This is a genomic window from Streptomyces sp. NPDC057617, from assembly GCF_042800555.1.
Classification (GTDB): Bacteria; Actinomycetota; Actinomycetes; order Streptomycetales; family Streptomycetaceae; genus Streptomyces.
In genome coordinates this window covers 619,801-637,489 of sequence record NZ_JBHVGV010000001.1, presented here as the reverse complement: position 1 = coordinate 637,489, position 17,689 = coordinate 619,801, and the positions used below count along the sequence as shown (strand labels likewise).

Here is a 17,689-nt window from a genome sequence, read left to right as displayed (position 1 = left end):
TCTACTGGATGGTGCTGACCGCTTTCAAGCCGACCCGGGACATCCAGTCCGAGACCCCGCTCTTCCTGCCGGTCTCGGTCACCCTCGACCACTTCACCAAGGCGGTCGGCGCGGACGGATTCTGGCTCTTCTGGCGCAACAGCCTTGTCATCACCGCCAGTTCCGTACTGCTGGCCCTGATCGTCGCGCTCGCCGCCGCGTTCGCCGTGGCCCGGCTGCGCTGGAAGGGCCGCCGCGGCTTCATCCTCATGGTCTTCATCGCCCAAGTCGCGCCCTGGGAAGCGCTGTTGATCCCCATGTACGTCATCGCCCGCGACACCGGCATGCTCGACAGGCTGTCGATGCTCACTCTGATCTACTTCATGATCACCCTGCCCTTCACCATCGTCACGCTGCGCGGCTTCCTCACCGCCATCCCGGTCGAACTGGAGGAGGCCGCCCAGGTCGACGGCTGCACCCGCGCCGCCGCCTTCCGCCGGGTCACCCTGCCGCTGCTCGCCCCGGGACTGCTCGCCACCTCGCTGTTCGGGTTCATCACGGCCTGGAACGAGTTCGCCTTCGCCAACATGCTGATCATCAAGAACCAGGACGACCGCACCCTGCCCGTCTGGCTGTCCTCGTTCTCCAATGTCTTCGGCACCGACTGGGGCGCCACCATGGCCGCCTCCACTCTCTTCGCCCTGCCCGTCCTGGTGCTCTTCCTGGTCCTCCAGGGACGGGTCGCCGCCGGGATGACCAGCGGCGCCGTCAAGGGATAGGGGACCACCGCCCATGACCACCACCCCCGTGGCCGGCCCCACGACCGCCGCCCACCGCGCCGGACTCCAGCTCGTACCCCGGCCCTCCCAACTCGCCCCGCTTCCCGGCAGGTTCGTCCTGGACGAGCACACCGGCATACGGGCCGCCCCGGGCGGCGCCTCGGCCGCCGCCGATCTGCTCCGTACGCTGCTCGCCCCCGCCACCGGACTCCCGCTGCCGCCCGCCGCCGACGGCCGGATCGTGTTCGTACTCGACCCCGCCCTCGGCGGACTCGGCCGGGAAGGATACGGCCTGACGGTCGGCGCCGACGCGATACTGCTGCGTGCCGGGGCCCAAGAGGGCCTGTCAAGAGGTGTCCAGACGATCCGTCAGCTCCTGCCGCCGCAGGCGCTGTCGCACCGACGGGTGCGCGGTACGGAGTGGGCGCTGCCCTGCGCACAGATCACCGACGTACCCCGCTTCGCCTGGCGCGGTGCGATGCTCGATGTGGCGCGGCGCTTCCGGCCGGTCTCCTTCCTGCGCCGGTTCACCGATCTGCTCGCCCTGCACAAGCTCAATGTGCTGCATCTCCATCTCACCGACGACCAGGGCTGGCGGATGCCCGTCGCCGCGTACCCGAAGCTCACCGAGGTGGGCGGGGAGCCGCACGGCGGGGCGTACACCCGCGAGGAGCTGACCGGCCTGGTCGCCTACGCGGCCGCCCGCGGTGTCACCGTCGTACCGGAGATCGAGATGCCCGGGCATGTACGGGCCGCGCTCGCCGCGTACCCCGGACTCGGCAACGTCCCCTCGCGCAGACTGACCGTCTGGGACCGCTGGGGCGTGTGCGAGAACGTCCTCGGCGTCCATGACCAGGTCCTCGACTTCTGCCGGGGCGTGCTGGACGAGGTCATGGACACGTTCCCCTCGCCGCATGTGCACATCGGCGGCGAGGAGTGCCCGACCACAGAGTGGCAGCGCTCGCCGGACGCGCGCCGGCGGGCCGAGGCCGAGGGGCTGTCCGGGCCCGAGGCGCTGCACGGCTGGTTCATGGGCCGGATCGGCGGCTTCCTCACCGAGAACGGCCGCCGGCCCCTCGGCTGGACCGAGACGGGCAGCGATCTGCCCGCCGGATTCACCGCCGTGCCCTGGCGGTCCGCCGAGCACGGGCTCACCGCCGCCCGCCGGGGCCAGGACGTCATCATGGCGCCGTACCGCTCCACCTATCTGGACTATCCGCAGAGCGAGCGCCCCGAGGAACCGCCGGGGCAGCCGGGCGGAGTGGTGTCGCTGCGCGATGTGTACGACCTCGAACCCGCGCCCGCCGGCTGGGAACCGGCCGCGGCGGCCCGGGTCCTGGGCACCCAGGCGCAGCTCTGGAGCGAGTACGTCCCCACCGCCGCGCACGCCGAGTATCTGGCCTTTCCCCGGCTCTGCGCGCTCGCCGAGACGGCCTGGTCCCCGCACCGGGACTGGCCGGGCTTCCAGCGGCGGCTCGCCCACCACAGAACCCGGCTCGACGCGCTCCGCGTACCGGGCCGGCCCCCGCACGGCCTCCCGCACAACCCCTCGTTCACCTTCCCGTCCCATTCCGGGCCGGCAGGACCATCAGGACCATCAGGAGAGGACACCGGTCGATGACCACACGAACGAGCACCCCCGAGTCGGCAGGCGGCACCCCGCCCACCGGTACCACCACCGCACTGCCTGGCACCCCCCGACGCGGGCGGGCCGCCGGGATACGGACCGTCACCGCCCTGGGCATGGCCGCCGCCCTGGGCTGCGCCGCGCTCACCGCGCTGCCGGCCGCCGCGGCCGACCCGTCGCTGAAGGTCCAGTACCGCCAGAGCTCCACCGGCTCGGACCAGGCCGAGCCGTGGTTCAAGGTGGTCAACACCTCGGGCTCCGCCGTGTCGCTGGGCACCGTGAAGATCCGCTACTACTTCAAGGCCGACGCGGGCGCCTCCTACACCTTCGCCTGTTCCTGGGCGGTGAAGGGCTGCGCCAACATCACCGGCGCCTTCGGCACCCTCTCCAGCCCCACCGCCACCGCGGACCGCTATCTGGAGATCGGCTTCACAGCGGGCGCGGGCTCCCTCGCCCCCGGCGCCGACACCGGTGACATGCAGCTCCGCTTCCACCGCTCCAACTGGGCGTCGCTCAACCAGAGCGACGACTACTCCTTCGGCCCGGCGCAGACCGCGTACGGCGACTGGACGAAGACCACCGCCACGGTCGGCGGCGCCCTGGTCTGGGGCACCGCCCCGGACGGCAATGACCCGGGCGACCCGACGGACCCGCCGACCGATCCCCCGACCGACCCGCCCACCGGAGGGGCCGCGCTCTTCGACGACTTCAACTACACCTCGTACACCGATCCGGCGCTCGCCTCCCACGGCTGGAGCGTGCGCGCCAACTCCGGCGGACCCGGGGTGCCGGGCGCCACCTGGGCGCCCGAGAACGTCACCTTCGCCAAGGAGGGGACCAACTCGCTGATGAACCTGGAGACTTCGACCGCTGGTACGAGCGGGACGACCGAGCAGACCGAGGTCCTCACCAGAGCGACGAAGTTCAAGAACGGCACCTACGCGGCCCGGGTGCGGTTCTCCGACACCCCCAGGTCCGGCCCGGACGGCGACCGTCTCGTCCAGACCTTCTTCACCATCAACGACCTCAAGGCCCCGATGGCCGACGACTACGCCGAGTACGACTTCGAGTATCTGCCCAACGGCGGCTGGGGCGAGCCCGCCAACATCCTTTACACCACGTCCTGGGAGACCTACCGGCCCGATCCCTGGGAGGCCGTCAACCAGCACTCCGAGTCCCGGGTCAGCTACGCCGGCTGGCACGATCTCGTGGTCACCATCGACAACAACGCCATCACCTACTACGTCGACGGCCAGACCTTCGGCACGCACGACGCCCGCTATCTGCCCGAGCGGCCCATGTCGATCAACTTCAACCAGTGGCTGATCGACCTGGCGGGCCAGACCAGCACCACACCGCGCGCGTACGACCAGAAGGTCGACTACGTCCTGCACGTCAAGGACCAGGTGCTGACCCCCGCTCAGGTCGCCGCGAAGGTGAACGCCTACCGTGCGGCCGGCACCGCCTTCGAGGACACGGTGCCCGCGAGCTGACATCACGGCGCCGGAGGACCGGGGCATCAGAGGAACGGGTGCCGTTCAGGCGCCCGTTCCTCTCCGTCTTCCTGGGGGACTTGACCCTCCTCTTGGTCCATACCAAAATCCCACACACCCGTGCGAACACCGTTCGCATCCCCCCACGTCGGGCTCTCTCTTCGTGCCGTCACGCCAGAAGGTTGACCTACGTGAAGAACCGATGTCTCGCCTGTTCCGTGGCGGTTGTCTCCTCCGTCGTGCTCGGCGGCTGCGGAGTGATGCCAGGTGGGGGCGGCTCCACCACGGTCACCGTCTGGCTGATGAAGGACAGCGTGTCCGACGACTTCCTCGAACGCTTTGTGAGCGACTACGAGAACGAGCACCCCTCCATCGAACTGGACATCAAGATCCAGGAGTGGACCGGGATAGGCGAGAAGGTGCTGGCCGCGCTGGACAGCCAGGACGCGCCGGACGTCATCGAGGTCGGCAACACCCAGGTCGCCCAGTACGCGGAGAGCGGGAATCTGCGCGACCTCACCCTGGAGTCCGTACGGGACCTCGGCAGCGAGGCATGGCTGCCCGGCCTCGCCCAGCCCGGCCAGATCAACGGCGCGCAGTTCGGCATCCCGTGGTACGCGGCCAACCGCGTCGTGATCTACAACACAGAACTCTTCGCGCTCGCCGGGATCGAGGAGCCGCCCAAGACCCGCGACGACTGGCTGGCCGACACCGAGAAGCTGAACCGCGGCAGCAACCAGGGCATCTATCTCGCGGGCCAGGACTGGTACACCCTCGCCGGGTTCATCTGGGACGAGGGCGGTGAACTGGCCGTCGAGACCGGCGGCGACTGGCAGGGCACGGTCGACTCGCCCGCCGCGCTCAGAGGCATGTCCTTCTACAAGGACCTCCAGGCGCTGGGCGACGGCCCCAAGAACTCCGACGAGGCCAAGCCCCCGCAGGCGGACGTCTTCGCCAGGGGCGATGTCGCGCAGATCATCTCCACCCCCAGCTCGGCCCGGCTCATCGAGGAGAAGAACCCGGAGCTGAAGGGCAAGCTCGGCTTCTTCCCCATCCCGGGCAAGACGGCCGACAAGCCCGGCGCGGTCTTCACCGGCGGCTCCGATCTGATCGTCCCGAAGAACTCCAGCCACCACTCGGCCGCCGTCGACGTGGTCAAGGCGCTGGCGGGCGAGAAGTGGCAGACGGATCTCGCGAGAACCATGAGCTATGTGCCGAACAAGGTGACACTTGCCCGTGTCATCCGCGGCGACGAGGGGACGGCCGCGATGGCCGAGGGGGCCGCGCGGGGCAGGGCCACCCCCAACTCCCCGCAGTGGGCGAGCGTCGAGGCGGACAACCCGATCAAGCCCTATATGACGGCCGTCCTGGAGGGCGCGGACCCCGAGGCGTCCGCGAAGGAAGCCGCGGAGCGCATCACCGCAGAACTGGTCTCGGGCTGAGCCACCGGTGACGGTGAGGGCTCAGGGGGCGCTCCACGGCGCCCGTACGTTACGGAGAGTCATGCGAGGGTTACGTATCGGTGCCGCTGTCACCCGCTCCGGTCCCCGGCATTCAACCGTCCCACATCCGCTCTCCGCCGTGTGGTCATGTCAAATCCAGCCGGTCACGGAAGAAACAAGGTGCCGGGCCCTACGCGCCAGCGTCGGACTCCGGCAGCCGCCTTCCCCACCGGCACAGGAGACAGCCATGTCCGCCATCGCACCCGCTCCGCTCACGACCGCACCGTCGCCCGTCGGCACATCCGCTCCCGCCGACGCCGAGACGCGCTATGTGGTCTCCCTCGCGCGCAACCAGGAGGACGTACGGGCCGCACAGCGGCTGCGCCACCTGGTCTTCGCCGGGGAGCTGGGCGCCCGTATCGAAGGACCGGAGCCCGGTCTGGACGTCGACGCCTTCGACGCCTACTGCGACCACCTGCTGGTACGGGAGGAGTCCACCGGCGAGGTCGTCGGGACGTACCGGCTGCTGCCGCCGGACCGGGCCAGGGAGGCGGGCCGGATCTACTCCGACAGCGAGTTCGACCTGTCCCGGCTCGCCCCGATCCGGGACGACCTCGTCGAGGTCGGCCGCTCCTGCGTCCACCCGCTGCACCGCACCGGCGGTGTCATCGCCCTGATCTGGGCCGGACTCGCCCGCTACATGGCCGACAGCGGCCACAACTGGCTGGCGGGCTGCTGCTCCGTCCCGCTCGCGGACGGCGGCGCCCTGGCGGCCTCCACCTGGGCCACCGTCAAGAACAAGAACCTCGCGCCCGAGGAGTACTGGGTCACCCCGCACCGGCTCTGGACCCCGGAGACCGAGGCCGCCCCCGGCTCCGCCGCCGACCTGCCGCCGCTGCTCCGCGGCTATCTGCGGCTCGGCGCCTGGGTGTGCGGCGCGCCCGCGCACGACCCGGACTTCGACTGCGCCGACCTGTACGTGCTGCTGTCGATGCGCCGTACCAACCCGCGCTACCTGCGACACTTCCTCTCCCTCGTACCGTCCGTACCGTCGGCATGAGCGCCTGGCTGCCCGTCGCGCCCTGCACCCCGCAGGGCTGCGCCACCCACAACGGCCCCGCCGTCGGCACGCTCACCGCGATCGGCCGGCTGCTGGCGGGCATCCCCGTCGTCCTGGCGGGGGTGGCGCTCACCCCGCTGGTCTCCCTGCTCGGCGGGGCGCACCGGGACCGGCTGACCCGGCTCTGGACCAGGACCCTGATCCGTGCCTTCGGACTGCGCGTCCGGATCGTGGGTGAGCCCGCGCCGCCGCGCGGCACCGGGATGCTGGTCGTCTCCAACCACATCTCCTGGCTGGACATACCCCTGCTCGCCGCCGTCTTCCCCGGGCGGATGCTGGCCAAGAAGGAGATCCGGGGCTGGCCGGTGATGGGCGCGATGGCGACCCTGGGCGGCACGATCTTCGTCGAGCGCGAGCGGCTGCGGGCGCTGCCCGGCACCGTACGGACCCTGGCCACCGCCATGGACGAGGGCTCGCGGGTCGTCGTCTTCCCCGAGGCCTGCACCTGGTGCGGCAAGGACCACGGCCGGTTCACCACGGCCGTCTTCCAGGCCGCCATGGACGCGGACGCCGATGTCCGGCCCGTACGGCTGACCTACCGCGGCCCCGACGGGGAGCCGTCCGGAGCGCCGGCCTTTGTGGGGGAGGACTCGCTGGGGGCGTCGCTGTGGCGGGTGGTGAAGGCCGAAGGGCTGACGGCGGAGATCGCGGTTCTGCCGGTGATCCCCGCCGGCCGCCACGCCGACCGCCGCTCGCTGTCTGTCGCGGCCAGGCTCGCGATCGCGCCCGACGGGGTCGTCACGCCCGACGCGCCTCCCCGGAGCACGGCCGGCCGGCGCGTCGGCGGCCGGCGCACCGGCGGCCGGAGCGTCAAAGCTCCGACCGCCTCAGCGCCGACCGTCCCGACTCCGGCTGTCCCGGTCCAGACCGCCGCGGCTGAGACGCCCGCGGCTCAGACCGTCCCCGCTCAGACCGCAGTCGCGAGCGAGAGCGCGAAGCGGCCCGCCTCGTCGGTCCACCAGTGCGCCAGTTCCATCCCGGCGGCGGAGAGTTCGGCGCGGATCCCGTCCTGACGGAACTTCGCCGAGACCTCCGTCCGTACCTCCTCACCGGCCTCGAAGTGCGTCACCAGATTCAGTTCGGGGATCTTCACGGTGAGGGCACGGCGCGCCCTCAGCCGCATCTCGATCCACTCGTGCTCCGCGTCCCAGAGCGCCACATGGTCGAAGTCGCGCGGATCGAAGTCGGCCCCCAGTTCCCGGTCGATGACGGAGAGGACGTTCTTGTTGAACGCCGCCGTCACCCCGGCCGTGTCGTCGTACGCCCTGACCAGGACGGACTCGTCCTTGACCAGGTCCGTACCGAGCAGCAGCGCGTCACCGGGCGCCAGCAGCGCCCGGACCGACGCCAGGAACACCGCGCGCTCGGCGGGCAGCAGATTGCCGATCGTGCCGCCCAGGAACGCGACCAGCCGGGGACCGGGGGTGGCGGGCAGGGAGAGCCCGCCGGTGAAGTCGGCGATCAGGGCGTGCACCCGGAGCCCCGGCCGCTCCGCGAGCAGCGCCTCCGCAGCTCCGGCCAGCGCGCTCTCGCTCACATCGACCGGTACATACACCTGGAGCGAGGTCAGCGCGTCGAGCAGATGCCGGGTCTTGTCGGACGATCCCGACCCCAGCTCGATCAGGGTGCGCGCCCCGGTCGCCGCCGCGATCGCGGGCCCGCGCGCCAGCAGGATCTCCCGCTCGGCGCGGGTCGGATAGTACTCGGGGAGCCGGGTGATCTCCTCGAACAGTGCGCTGCCCCGGGCGTCGTAGAACCACTTGGGAGGCAGTGTCTTGGGGGTACGGGTCAGCCCCTGGAGCACATCGGCGCGCAGCGCGGCGCCGGTGGCGTCCTCGGGCAGGGTGCGGGTGATGTCGTACGGGGTCACGCGGGTGGCTCCTTGAGAGGGGAGAGCAGAACATCGGCGCGGGTCGCCACGAGCAGCGTGCGGTCGGGGACCTCGTGCCAGCGCGGATCGTCGTCGTACGGCTCGGACGCCACCACCGTGCGCTCGCCCGGACCTGTGAGGTACCAGAGCGAGTCGCCCCAGGCGGTCGCCGCGATCCGGGCGCCGTCGGTGAGCAGCAGATTGAGCCGGGACGCGGGCGCGGCCGTGGCGATGTCGAGGACGGTGTCGGCGAGCGCCTGGCCCGGCTCGTCCCCGGCCCGCAGCCGGTGCAGCAGCAGCGCCCACAGCAGCGCGGAGTCGCTGCGGGCCGGCAGGGCGAGCAGTTCCTCCGCGGGCAGGGTCGCGGCCGGGGCCGCGACACTCGCGGGCCAGCCGGCTATGGAGCCGTTGTGCCCGAACAGCCAGGGCCCGGCGGCGAACGGCGCGGCCGCCGCCTCGCCGTCGGCGCCCGCCACTGTCGCGTCACGCACCGCGGCGAGCAGGGCGCCGGTACGGACGACCCGGGCCAGATCGGTGAAGCCGAGGTCGGCCCAGATGGGCAGGGCACGCCGGTAGCGGGCCGGCACCGGATCGCCCTCGGCGTACCATCCGACCCCGAAACCATCGGCGTTGACCGTCCCGTTCCGCTGGCGGCGCGGCGCCCACGACTGCCGGTGGAGCGCGTGCGGAGGCGCGAGCAGCACCTCGCCGAGCGCCACCGGCGGTCCCAGATAAGCGATCTGACGGCACATCAGGACTCTCCGGCGGAACGAGCGGCGGCCGTACGGTCGGCCGGGGCGGTACGGGCGGTGCGGAAGCCGGAGAAGATCTGGCGCCGCACCGGCAGGTCCCAGTTGCGGAAGGTGCCCCGGCAGGCCACCGGGTCCACCGCGAACGAACCGCCCCGGAGCACCTTGTGGGCGCTGCCGAAGAATACCTCCGAGTACTCGCGGTACGGGAAGGCGGCGAAGCCCGGATAGGGCAGGAAGTCGCTGGACGTCCACTCCCACACATCGCCGATCAACTGCCGTACCCCCAGCGGCGAGGCGCCCTGCGGATAGCTGCCCGCCGGGGCGGGCTGGAGATGGCGCTGGCCGAGGTTGGCCCGCTCCGGGGTGGCGTCCTCGTCGCCCCAGGGGTGGCGCAGCGACCGGCCGGAGACGGGATCGTGCCGCGCGGCCTTCTCCCACTCCTCCTCGCTCGGCAGCCGCCGCCCCGCCCACCGGGCGTACGCGTCGGCCTCGTACCAGCTCACATGGAGCACCGGCTCGGCCGGCGGTACCGGCTCCACCACACCGAAGCGGCGACGCAGCCACTGCCCGCCCTCGCGCCGCCAGAACAGCGGGGCACCGATGCCGTGTTCGCGGATCTGCGCCCATCCCTCCGGGGCCCACCAGCGCTCGTCCGTATAGCCGCCGTCCTCGATGAAGTGCAGATAGGCGCCATTGGTGACCGGCACGGTGTCGATGAAGAACGCGGGCACGAGCCGCTGATGCGCCGGGCGCTCATTGTCCAGCGCCCAGGGTTCGGTGGAGGTGCCCATGGTGAACGGACCGGCCGGTACGAGCACTTCGGCGGGCAGCCCCGCCGTGTCCCCGGCGGGCGGCGGGGGCGCGGTCAGCGCGGCCGGGCCCCTGCGCAGCTGGTGGGTGATGAGCATCGTCTCGTCGTGCTGCTGCTCGTGCTGGGCGATCATGCCGAAGGCGAAGCCCGCGTCCAGCAGCGGGGCGCCGTGCAGCGGGGTGCGCTCGATGACGTCCAGGACCCGGCCCCGTACGTCCGACGCGTACGCCCGTGCCTCGGCGGGCGCCAGCAGCGGCAGGGTGGGCCGGACCGAGCGGGGATGCTCGAAGGCGTCGTAGACCGAGTCGATCTCGGGGCGGATCGCCGCGCGGCCCGCGACGGTCCGCAGCAGCCACTGCTCCTCCTGGTTGCCGATGTGCGCCAGGTCCCAGACCAGCGGGGACATCAGCGGGGAGTGCTGCGCGGTCAGATCGTGGTCGTCGACGCACGAGGTGAGCAGCGCGGTACGGTCCCGGGCAGCGGTCAGCGCGTCCACGGCCAGGCGGCGCAACTGTTCGGCCGGTATTCCGGCGGCGCCCGTGCCCGTGGGGCTCGTCGCGGCCGGCCTCGCCCCGTCGCTGCCCGTCCCCGCGCCGCCCGTCCCCGCGCTGTCCGTCTCAGCCGTGTCCGTGGAGTCGGTGGTCATGTCCTGGATCCTTTCCGTTCAGTGAGACGCGCAGCTCGTCGGCGGGGCAGCGGCCCGGCACGACATAACGGTCGTTGAAAGCGGCGACGGCTTCCTGTACGGCCGGAGTGGCACCGATGCGCGGAAGTGCTTCCTGGGCGACGGCGAAGCAGGCCATCGCGGCGATATGCAGCTCGGGGTCGGCCAGTCCGTGCCGCGCGGCGTTGACCCAGAGCAGATTGCGCGGCGCGGGCAGCGAACCCGCTGTCTCCGCCAGCGGTTTGACGGTCCGGTAGACGGTCTCCGACGCCTCGGGATCGTCGAACAGCGCGGTGGTGACCGCGAGCGGCACCATCCAGCCGTCCTCCCCGGGCTGCGCGTCGATCATCCGCAGCTCAAGGTGGCCGCGCGGCCTGACCGGCGGAAAGAGGGTCGTGAGGTGGTAGTCGAGATCGGCGCGGACCGGCGGGCGCGGCAGCCCGGACCGGATCCAGTCGCGGAAGGTCAGCCCGTCGGGCACCGCCCAGGGCCCCTCGGGCGCCCGGATGCACATCACCGGCGCGTCCAGGGCGTGCGCGGCCCAGCCGGCCCGTGGCTCGTACCGCGCGGACGGCGCCGACGTACGGGGCGGGTCGAGCTGCGCCCACAGCGCCTGCCGGTTCGAGCGCCAGCCGGTCGGTCTGCGCTCCCGCATCGGTGAGTTGGCGAACGCGGCGACCAGCACCGCGCCCAGCAGATGGGCGAGCTGCCAGCGTCGGCCGTAGCCCAGAGGCCCCGGCTCCTCGTGGCCCGCGTCGAGACAGACCTGGATGGAGGCGGTGGACCGCATCATGGCGCGGCCGGCCGGACCGATCCGGTCGAGATAGGTCTCCATGGCGTCATAGCGCGGCTCGCGCAGCAGCCGGCCGGGAGAGTGCCAGGGGTCCTGGCCGAGACCCGCGAGGGTGAGTCCCGCCGTACGGAGCGCCGCCCTTACGAGGGCCAGATCCGCGGCGGTGGAGGTGATGCACTCCATCAGCGACGCGGCGGGCGCCGAACTGAGTTCGAGCTGGCCGCCGGGTTCGAAGGTGAGCGCCGATCGGAGGCGGAGGGTCCGCAGGCCGTCGAAGGCTTCACTGAGCCGACGGGCCGGGACGGGTCGTTCGGGGGAGTGCAGATCGTGCACGAGCCATTCCAGTTCCACCCCTACGGTGCGGGGCGGACCGGTCTTGAAACAGATACCGCGCAGTAGTTCCTCGGCGTCGTTCTCGCCGAGTACGGGTCCCTCGTCGGTGAAACTCTCGGGTGGCATGGCCGGATCCTCCTGTCGAAGACCTAGGGCCTTTCGTTTGGGTCTTGCTGGGCTCGCGTGCCCTGGCACCGCGCCTCGCCGCGTTGTCGTCAGTCGCCTACGCTCCGCGTGGGCTCCCTCCTCCGCCTTGCGATCCACGGCACCAGACCCCGCTCCCTGATCCAGCCAGACCCAAACGAAAGACCCTAGACCGGGACTCCACCCCGGGTCCGGGGCGAAGCGCTTCGTCCAACCTAAAGCCCCTGTCGCCGCTTCGCACAAGAGTGCCCTTGACGTCATCGTTTCGCCAGAAACGCAGTTGCCCCGCGTGAGACCGCTCACCCAGGATTCGCTTATGAGCGCACGGCTGCGGGGGATCGCGAAAGAAACCGAGGAGATCGTCCGAATGGGGAGATACCGTGCCCCCGATGGCCGGGACGTGGTGTTTCGCGCGGCCCTGGACGCCTCGCTGCACGGCACACGGATGTACGGACCGGGGCCGGTCGCGATTCCGGTCGTACCGGTGGCGGAGCGTACGGCGGACCATCGGACGGTCATCGAGGTGACCGGTGAGAGCAGCCTTGAGGCGGCCCGGCGGCTGACCGCCGAGGCGCCGGACGCGGCGGTACGGCCCGGCGGCACGGCAGGACCGGGCGCGGTGGCCGTGCTGAACTTCTCCTCCGCGCGCAATCCCGGCGGCGGCTATCTCAACGGTGCCCAGGCCCAGGAAGAGGCGCTCTGCCGGGCCTCCGCGCTCTACACCACCCTGCTGCGCGTACCGGAGTTCTACGCCCATCACCGCGCCGACCGCAGTCCCTTCTACACCGACCGTGTCATCCACTCACCGGGTGTACCGGTCTTCCGGGACGACAGGGGCGGCCTCCTCGGAACCCCGTACCACGTCGGCTTTCTGACGTCGGCCGCGCCCAACGCGGGCGTGATCGCCCGGCGCGCGCCCGACGAGGCGCACCGGATACCGGCCGCGCTCGCCGCGCGTGCCGAGCGGGTGCTGGAGACGGCGGTGGAGCGCGGCTACCGGCGGCTGGTGCTGGGCGCCTGGGGCTGCGGGGTGTTCCGCAACGATCCGGCGGTGGTCGCGGGGACCTTCCGCGCGCTGCTCACCGGGGAGGGCCGGTTCGCGGACCGCTTCGACGAGGTGGTGTTCGGGGTGCTGGACCGTACGGCGGGGGCGACCACGCTGGGCGCGTTCCGCGCGGCGTTCGCGTAGGCCCTCGCCGGGGTCGGCCGGCGCCGGCCTGGGTCGGCTCCGTGCCTTCGTCAGCTCCAGCCGTAACGTTCCCGCAGCCGGTTGACCACCAGATTGAACCGCCCCCGGTCCAGCGCGCACGCCTCCCGCCGCATCCCCTTCTCGTGGACCCGCAGCACCCGGTCGACATCCACCCAGGACTCGCGCCCCGCGCGGTCCCACGGGCCCACCCCGATCGGCACCCACTCGCGGTCGTGGTCGTGCCGCTTGCTGGAGAGCTGTACGGCGAGCAGCGTGCCCGCCGCCTCGCGCGCGACCACCAGCACCGGCCGGTCCTTGCCCCGCCCGTCGTTCTCCTCGTACGGCACCCAGGTCCAGACGATCTCGCCGGGGTCGGGGTCGCCGTCGTGCTCGGGCGCGTACGAGGTACGGACCGGGCCCACGGCGCGGGGGTCGGCCTCGGTGGTGGCGGTGGGACCGGTACGGCCCGGCAGGTCGTGGCCGGGCAGCTCGGCGTCGGTGTCGGGGAAGCGCGTCATGCGCACGACGGTAGAACGTCCGCCGCGCACCCCGGCGCCCGGGTCTCCCTGCGGCACACACCGGCCCGTCCGGCGCTTGAGGACGAAGTGCGCCCGGGCCGCGGCGTGGCTAGCGTCGGAGCATGCGCACCGTTCCGCAGCGCTTCGAGATCCTCCTCGTCGCCGAGTTCACCGAGGGCTCCGAAGGCCCGCCTTCCGCCGCCAACGCCCTGCGCTCGGCCGTCGTCGAGGCGACCGGCGACACGGGTGCCTCCGGCTATCCGCGCTATGCGGGCCACGGCATGGTCGCGGACATCGATCCCGAGACCTTCACCGTGGAGGCGCTGCTCGTCGACGGTGAGGAGCTGGACTACGGGCTGTCGGTCCGCGTGCTCCCCGTCGCACCTGTCTGAGCCCGGAATCCCCGCTCCGCTCCCGTACCCTCCCAGGCTCCAGGCCACAGGCCCCAGGCCCCAAGCGCCAGGCCCCAAACCACAGGACCGTCAGGACCGTTGACAGCGGTCGACGGCGGGCAGACACTCGGGTCCCGCCTGATGCGAACTGAAGTTCACCAGGCGAACGATCCTGCCTGTCATCGCCGTTGGAGACCTTCCATGCCCCTGCTCGATCCGAAGACCTGGCAGCCCGGCACGCTCTCCGGAGGTGAGTCGGCGGTCGTCGAGCCCGCCACCGGGGACACGCTCGGTACGGTCACGCTCGCGTCGCCCGAGGACATCGCGGCCGCCTCCGCGACCGCGGAGGCCGCGCAGCGGGGCTGGGCCGCGACCCCGTATCCGGTCAGGGCCGGCGTACTGCGGCGCGCGGGCGACCTGTTCGCCGCGCACGCGGACGAGCTGCGCCAGTGGCTGGTACGGGAGTCCGGCTCGGTGCCCGGCAAGGCGGACTTCGAACTGCGCATCGCCGCCCAGGAGTGCTACGAAGCCGCCGCCCTGGCCTCCCGGCCCACCGGCCAGGTGCTGCCCAGCGAGGAGCCCAGGTTCTCGTACACCCGCCGGGTCCCGGCCGGGGTCGTCGGTGTCATCGCGCCCTTCAACGTCCCGCTGGTCCTCGCTCTACGGTCCGTCGCACCGGCTCTCGCGCTCGGCAACGCCGTCCTGCTCAAGCCGGACCCGCGCACCGCGGTCTGCGGAGGGCTCGCTCTCGCCGCCGTCCTCGCCGAGGCGGGCCTGCCGGAAGGGCTGCTGCACATCCTGCCGGGCGGCGCGGCGGCCGGGCAGGCGCTCGTCGCCGACGAGCGGGTACGGGTGATCTCCTTCACCGGCTCGACGGGCGCGGGCCGCGCGGTCGGCGAGACCGCGGGCCGCCGCCTCAAGCGCGCCCATCTCGAACTGGGCGGCAACTCCGCGCTCGTCGTGCTCGCCGACGCCGACATCGAGGCGGCGGTCGCCCAGGCGTCCTGGGGCTCGTTCTTCCACCAGGGCCAGATCTGTATGACCACCGGCCGCCATCTCGTCCACGCCTCGCTGTACGAGGAGTACGTCGAACGGCTCGCCGCCCGGGCCGAATCGCTCACGGTCGGCGATCCGTACCGCGAGCAGGTCCAGCTCGGCCCGGTCATCGACACGGCCCAACTCACCAGGATCGACGCCCTGGTGAAGGAGAGCGCGGCCCGAGGGGCCAGGATCGCCGCGGGCGGCGGACACCAGGACCTGTTCTACCGGCCCACCGTGGTCGCCGACGCCGACGACCACACGCCCGCGTACACCGAGGAGGTGTTCGGACCCGTCGCGCCCGTACGGTTCTTCGCCACGCTCGACGAGGCCGCGGCGCTGGCGGCGGCCGGTCCGTACGGACTCTCGCTCGGCATCGTCACCCGGGACACCGCTCTCGGGCTCGAACTGGCGGATCGTATCCCCACCGGCATCGCCCACATCAACGACCAGACGGTCAATGACGAGGCGGTCGCCCCGTTCGGAGGCCTCGCCGCCTCGGGCACAGGTGCCCGGTTCGGCGGCGAGGCCAACCTGGACGCGTTCACCGAGCTGCGCTGGACGACCGTACGACGCGAACCGGCGGGGCATCCCTTCTGAGCTTCGGCGCGGCGACGGCCGCCGGATCCGGCGCGGCGAGGGCCACCGGGGATCAGGCGCTCTCGGCGCCCTTCGCCTTCGCCTCGGCCTCCGCGACCGACTTGCGCACCTCGTCCATGTCCAGCGCGCGCGCCTGGCCGATCACATCCTCCAGCGCCGTCTCGGGCAGCGCGCCCGGCTGCGCGAACACCGCCACATTGTCCCGGACGATCATCAGCGTAGGGATCGAGCGGATGTCGAAGGCGGCGGCCAGCTCCTGCTGCGCCTCCGTGTCGACCTTCGCGAAGACGAGGTCCTCGTGCCGCTCCGAGGCCTTCTCGTACACCGGGGCGAACTGGCGGCACGGACCGCACCAGGAAGCCCAGAAGTCGATCAGGATGAAGTCGTTCTCCGACACCGTCCGGTCGAAGTTCTCCTTGGTGAGTTCCACAGTGGCCATGTCCTGATACCTCTTCCTGACTCTGCGGGGGAAGCCGCCTGCGACAACCGCCGGTGACGGCGGCGTATTCCTGGAGCCCCTGCCCGAAGATCGTGTGGCCATGCGGCGGGCGCCCGACCAGACTGGCCCCATGACGGATGCGACAGATGCGATGGAGTACGACGTGGTGGTCCTGGGCGCGGGGCCGGTCGGCGAGAATGTCGCCGACCGCGCCAGGGCCGCCGGGCTGAGCACGGCGATCGTCGAGAGTGAACTGGTCGGCGGAGAATGTTCGTACTGGGCCTGTATGCCCAGCAAGGCGCTGCTGCGCCCGGTGATCGCGCGCGCCGAGGCACGCAGGGTGGCCGGGCTGCGCGAGGCGGCGAGCGGGCCGCTGGATGTGCAGGCCGTGCTGGCCCACCGTAACGAGTTCACCTCGAACTGGAAGGACGACGGCCAGGCCGGCTGGCTCGCCGGCATCGGCGCGGACCTGTACCGGGGCCATGGCCGACTGGACGGCAAGAGGCGGGTCGTCGTCACGGCCCCCGACGGCGAGTCGCGAGTGCTGAACGCCCGCCATGCCGTCGCCGTCTGTACGGGCAGCCGCGCACTCCTGCCCGATCTGCCGGGGCTCGCCGGTGCCAACCCCTGGACCAGCCGTGAGGCGACCGCCTCGCAGAGCGTTCCGGGGCGTCTGGTGGTCGTCGGCGGGGGAGTGGTGGGCGTGGAGATGGCCACCGCCTGGCGGGCGCTCGGCTCGGAGGTGACCCTGCTGGTGCGCGGCGCCGGGGTGCTGCCGAAGATGGAGCCGTTCGCCGGTGAGCTGGTCGTCGAGGCGCTGACCGAGGCGGGAGCCACGGTCCGTACGGGGGTCTCGCTCGCCGCGGTCGAGCGCGCGGGCGGGACCGGTCCGGTGACCGTGGTGCTGACCGACGGCGAGCGGATCGAGGCCGACGAAGTGCTCTTCGCCACCGGGCGGGCCCCGCGCACCGAGGACATCGGACTGGAGTCGGTCGGCCTCGAACCGGGGTCCTGGCTGACGGCCGACGACAGTTGCCTGGTCGAGGGCAGCGACTGGCTCTACGCGGTCGGCGATGTCAACCGCCGCGCGCTGCTGACCCATCAGGGCAAGTACCAGGCGCGGATCGCGGGCGCCGCCATCGCGGCCAGGGCCGAGGACTCGTCCGTACCGGTCTCCGCGCCCTGGGGCCCGTACGCCACGACCGCCGACCACGCCGCCGTACCGCAGGTCGTCTTCACCGACCCGGAGGTCGGCGCGGTCGGGCTCAGCCTGGCCGAGGCCGAGCGCGCGGGCCACCGGGTGCGCGCGGTCGACTACGAGATCGGCAATGTGTCCGGTGCCGCGCTCTACGTCGACGGGTACCACGGCCGTGCCCGCATGGTCGTCGACCTCGAACGCGAGATCCTGCGCGGTGTGACCTTCGTCGGTCCGGGTGTCGGCGAGCTGCTGCACTCGGCGACGATCGCGGTGGCCGGGGAGGTGCCGATCAGCCGGCTGTGGCACGCGGTTCCGTCGTATCCGACGATCAGCGAGGTGTGGCTGAGGCTGCTGGAGACCTACCGGGACGAGTGACCGCCGCCCCCGCTCGGGCGGCTCAGGTATACAACGTGGTGGGGGAAGCGCCCAGGGCGGCGGGGGGGAGGGTCGGTTTGGGAGACTCAACCCGATGGGGGTGTTTATGTAACCATCGAGCGTGGCTTTTTTG

At 71.9% G+C, this 17,689-nt stretch carries 16 protein-coding genes; 10 read left to right on the top strand and 6 right to left on the bottom strand.

Going from position 1 to position 17,689, the window contains the following annotated elements; genetic code table 11:
- Positions 1-8 precede the first annotated feature (8 nt).
- The 6 genes from ACFU9P_RS02895 to ACFU9P_RS02870 all read left to right on the top strand — a co-directional run bounded on the left by ACFU9P_RS02895 (position 9) and on the right by ACFU9P_RS02870 (position 7,453).
- The gene (locus tag ACFU9P_RS02895; RefSeq protein ID WP_376384957.1) at positions 9-758 is read left to right on the top strand and encodes a carbohydrate ABC transporter permease; all 750 of its coding nucleotides are present in this window, start codon (positions 9-11) and stop codon (positions 756-758) included.
- A gap of 13 nt (positions 759-771) precedes the next feature.
- Positions 772-2,379 carry a beta-N-acetylhexosaminidase gene (locus tag ACFU9P_RS02890; RefSeq protein WP_384077410.1) on the top strand — a complete coding sequence of 536 codons (1,608 nt, stop codon included), beginning with the start codon at positions 772-774 and terminating at the stop codon, positions 2,377-2,379.
- On the top strand, positions 2,376-3,878 hold the full coding sequence (locus ACFU9P_RS02885; RefSeq protein WP_384077408.1) for a cellulose binding domain-containing protein: 1,503 nt from the start codon (positions 2,376-2,378) through the stop codon (positions 3,876-3,878). The genes ACFU9P_RS02890 and ACFU9P_RS02885 overlap by 4 nt, the downstream gene beginning before the upstream one ends.
- 191 nt (positions 3,879-4,069) lie before the next feature.
- Positions 4,070-5,320 (top strand): extracellular solute-binding protein, encoded by a 1,251-nt coding sequence (locus ACFU9P_RS02880; RefSeq protein ID WP_376384917.1) that lies wholly within the window; start codon positions 4,070-4,072, stop codon positions 5,318-5,320.
- Positions 5,321-5,567: 247 nt separating this feature from the next.
- Positions 5,568-6,380, top strand: a complete 813-nt coding sequence (locus ACFU9P_RS02875; RefSeq protein WP_376384914.1) for a GNAT family N-acetyltransferase — start codon at positions 5,568-5,570, stop codon at positions 6,378-6,380.
- Positions 6,377-7,453, top strand: coding sequence for a 1-acyl-sn-glycerol-3-phosphate acyltransferase (locus tag ACFU9P_RS02870; protein WP_384077406.1), 1,077 nt, complete (start codon positions 6,377-6,379; stop codon positions 7,451-7,453). The genes ACFU9P_RS02875 and ACFU9P_RS02870 overlap by 4 nt, the downstream gene beginning before the upstream one ends.
- Here ACFU9P_RS02870 and egtD read toward each other — a convergent pair.
- Genes egtD through egtA form a run of 4 tightly spaced genes read right to left on the bottom strand, consistent with a single transcriptional unit; the run spans position 7,348 to position 11,789 of the window.
- A complete protein-coding gene (gene egtD, locus ACFU9P_RS02865) occupies positions 7,348-8,310 on the bottom strand; it encodes an L-histidine N(alpha)-methyltransferase (RefSeq protein ID WP_384077405.1) in 963 nt (320 codons plus the stop codon). The two genes, ACFU9P_RS02870 and egtD, sit on opposite strands and share 106 nt — an antisense overlap.
- Positions 8,307-9,062 (bottom strand): ergothioneine biosynthesis protein EgtC, encoded by a 756-nt coding sequence (gene egtC / locus ACFU9P_RS02860; RefSeq protein ID WP_376384906.1) that lies wholly within the window; start codon positions 9,060-9,062, stop codon positions 8,307-8,309. Before egtC ends, egtD begins: the two co-directional genes overlap by 4 nt.
- Positions 9,062-10,519 carry an ergothioneine biosynthesis protein EgtB gene (egtB, locus tag ACFU9P_RS02855; RefSeq protein ID WP_384077402.1) on the bottom strand — a complete coding sequence of 486 codons (1,458 nt, stop codon included), beginning with the start codon at positions 10,517-10,519 and terminating at the stop codon, positions 9,062-9,064. Before egtB ends, egtC begins: the two co-directional genes overlap by 1 nt.
- Positions 10,491-11,789 (bottom strand): ergothioneine biosynthesis glutamate--cysteine ligase EgtA, encoded by a 1,299-nt coding sequence (egtA, locus tag ACFU9P_RS02850; RefSeq protein WP_384077400.1) that lies wholly within the window; start codon positions 11,787-11,789, stop codon positions 10,491-10,493. Before egtA ends, egtB begins: the two co-directional genes overlap by 29 nt.
- 334 nt (positions 11,790-12,123) lie before the next feature.
- On the opposite strand from egtA, the gene ACFU9P_RS02845 reads away from it, so the two are divergent.
- Positions 12,124-12,996 carry a TIGR02452 family protein gene (locus ACFU9P_RS02845; RefSeq protein ID WP_384077398.1) on the top strand — a complete coding sequence of 291 codons (873 nt, stop codon included), beginning with the start codon at positions 12,124-12,126 and terminating at the stop codon, positions 12,994-12,996.
- 50 nt (positions 12,997-13,046) lie between these two features.
- Here ACFU9P_RS02845 and ACFU9P_RS02840 read toward each other — a convergent pair whose 3' ends face one another.
- Positions 13,047-13,514, bottom strand: a complete 468-nt coding sequence (locus tag ACFU9P_RS02840) for a type II toxin-antitoxin system PemK/MazF family toxin (RefSeq protein ID WP_384077396.1) — start codon at positions 13,512-13,514, stop codon at positions 13,047-13,049.
- 122 nt (positions 13,515-13,636) lie between these two features.
- Between ACFU9P_RS02840 and ACFU9P_RS02835 the strand changes: the two genes are divergently transcribed.
- Together ACFU9P_RS02835 and ACFU9P_RS02830 are read left to right on the top strand one after the other, a co-directional pair.
- Positions 13,637-13,906 carry a hypothetical protein gene (locus ACFU9P_RS02835; RefSeq protein ID WP_376384891.1) on the top strand — a complete coding sequence of 90 codons (270 nt, stop codon included), beginning with the start codon at positions 13,637-13,639 and terminating at the stop codon, positions 13,904-13,906.
- 201 nt (positions 13,907-14,107) lie between these two features.
- Positions 14,108-15,544, top strand: a complete 1,437-nt coding sequence (locus ACFU9P_RS02830; protein WP_384077394.1) for an aldehyde dehydrogenase family protein — start codon at positions 14,108-14,110, stop codon at positions 15,542-15,544.
- A 52-nt stretch (positions 15,545-15,596) separates the two neighbouring features.
- On the opposite strand, the gene trxA is transcribed toward ACFU9P_RS02830, so the two are convergent.
- Positions 15,597-15,983: a thioredoxin gene (trxA, locus tag ACFU9P_RS02825; protein WP_046494236.1), complete on the bottom strand. Its 387-nt coding sequence runs from the start codon at positions 15,981-15,983 to the stop codon at positions 15,597-15,599.
- Positions 15,984-16,113: 130 nt separating this feature from the next.
- Here trxA and ACFU9P_RS02820 point away from each other — a divergent pair, with 130 nt between their 5' ends.
- Positions 16,114-17,556, top strand: a complete 1,443-nt coding sequence (locus ACFU9P_RS02820; protein ID WP_384077392.1) for a dihydrolipoyl dehydrogenase family protein — start codon at positions 16,114-16,116, stop codon at positions 17,554-17,556.
- Positions 17,557-17,689: the final 133 nt, after the last annotated feature.

Coding starts and splice junctions, on each gene's coding strand:
- ACFU9P_RS02895 (WP_376384957.1), top strand. CDS start 9: ATGGTGCTGACCGCTTTCAAGCCGACCCGGGACATCCAGTCCGAGACC.
- ACFU9P_RS02890 (WP_384077410.1), top strand. CDS start 772: ATGACCACCACCCCCGTGGCCGGCCCCACGACCGCCGCCCACCGCGCC.
- ACFU9P_RS02885 (WP_384077408.1), top strand. CDS start 2,376: ATGACCACACGAACGAGCACCCCCGAGTCGGCAGGCGGCACCCCGCCC.
- ACFU9P_RS02875 (WP_376384914.1), top strand. CDS start 5,568: ATGTCCGCCATCGCACCCGCTCCGCTCACGACCGCACCGTCGCCCGTC.
- ACFU9P_RS02870 (WP_384077406.1), top strand. CDS start 6,377: ATGAGCGCCTGGCTGCCCGTCGCGCCCTGCACCCCGCAGGGCTGCGCC.
- egtC (WP_376384906.1), bottom strand. CDS start 9,062: ATGTGCCGTCAGATCGCTTATCTGGGACCGCCGGTGGCGCTCGGCGAG.
- egtB (WP_384077402.1), bottom strand. CDS start 10,519: ATGACCACCGACTCCACGGACACGGCTGAGACGGACAGCGCGGGGACG.
- egtA (WP_384077400.1), bottom strand. CDS start 11,789: ATGCCACCCGAGAGTTTCACCGACGAGGGACCCGTACTCGGCGAGAAC.
- ACFU9P_RS02845 (WP_384077398.1), top strand. CDS start 12,124: ATGAGCGCACGGCTGCGGGGGATCGCGAAAGAAACCGAGGAGATCGTC.
- ACFU9P_RS02840 (WP_384077396.1), bottom strand. CDS start 13,514: ATGACGCGCTTCCCCGACACCGACGCCGAGCTGCCCGGCCACGACCTG.
- ACFU9P_RS02835 (WP_376384891.1), top strand. CDS start 13,637: ATGCGCACCGTTCCGCAGCGCTTCGAGATCCTCCTCGTCGCCGAGTTC.
- ACFU9P_RS02830 (WP_384077394.1), top strand. CDS start 14,108: ATGCCCCTGCTCGATCCGAAGACCTGGCAGCCCGGCACGCTCTCCGGA.
- trxA (WP_046494236.1), bottom strand. CDS start 15,983: ATGGCCACTGTGGAACTCACCAAGGAGAACTTCGACCGGACGGTGTCG.
- ACFU9P_RS02820 (WP_384077392.1), top strand. CDS start 16,114: ATGACGGATGCGACAGATGCGATGGAGTACGACGTGGTGGTCCTGGGC.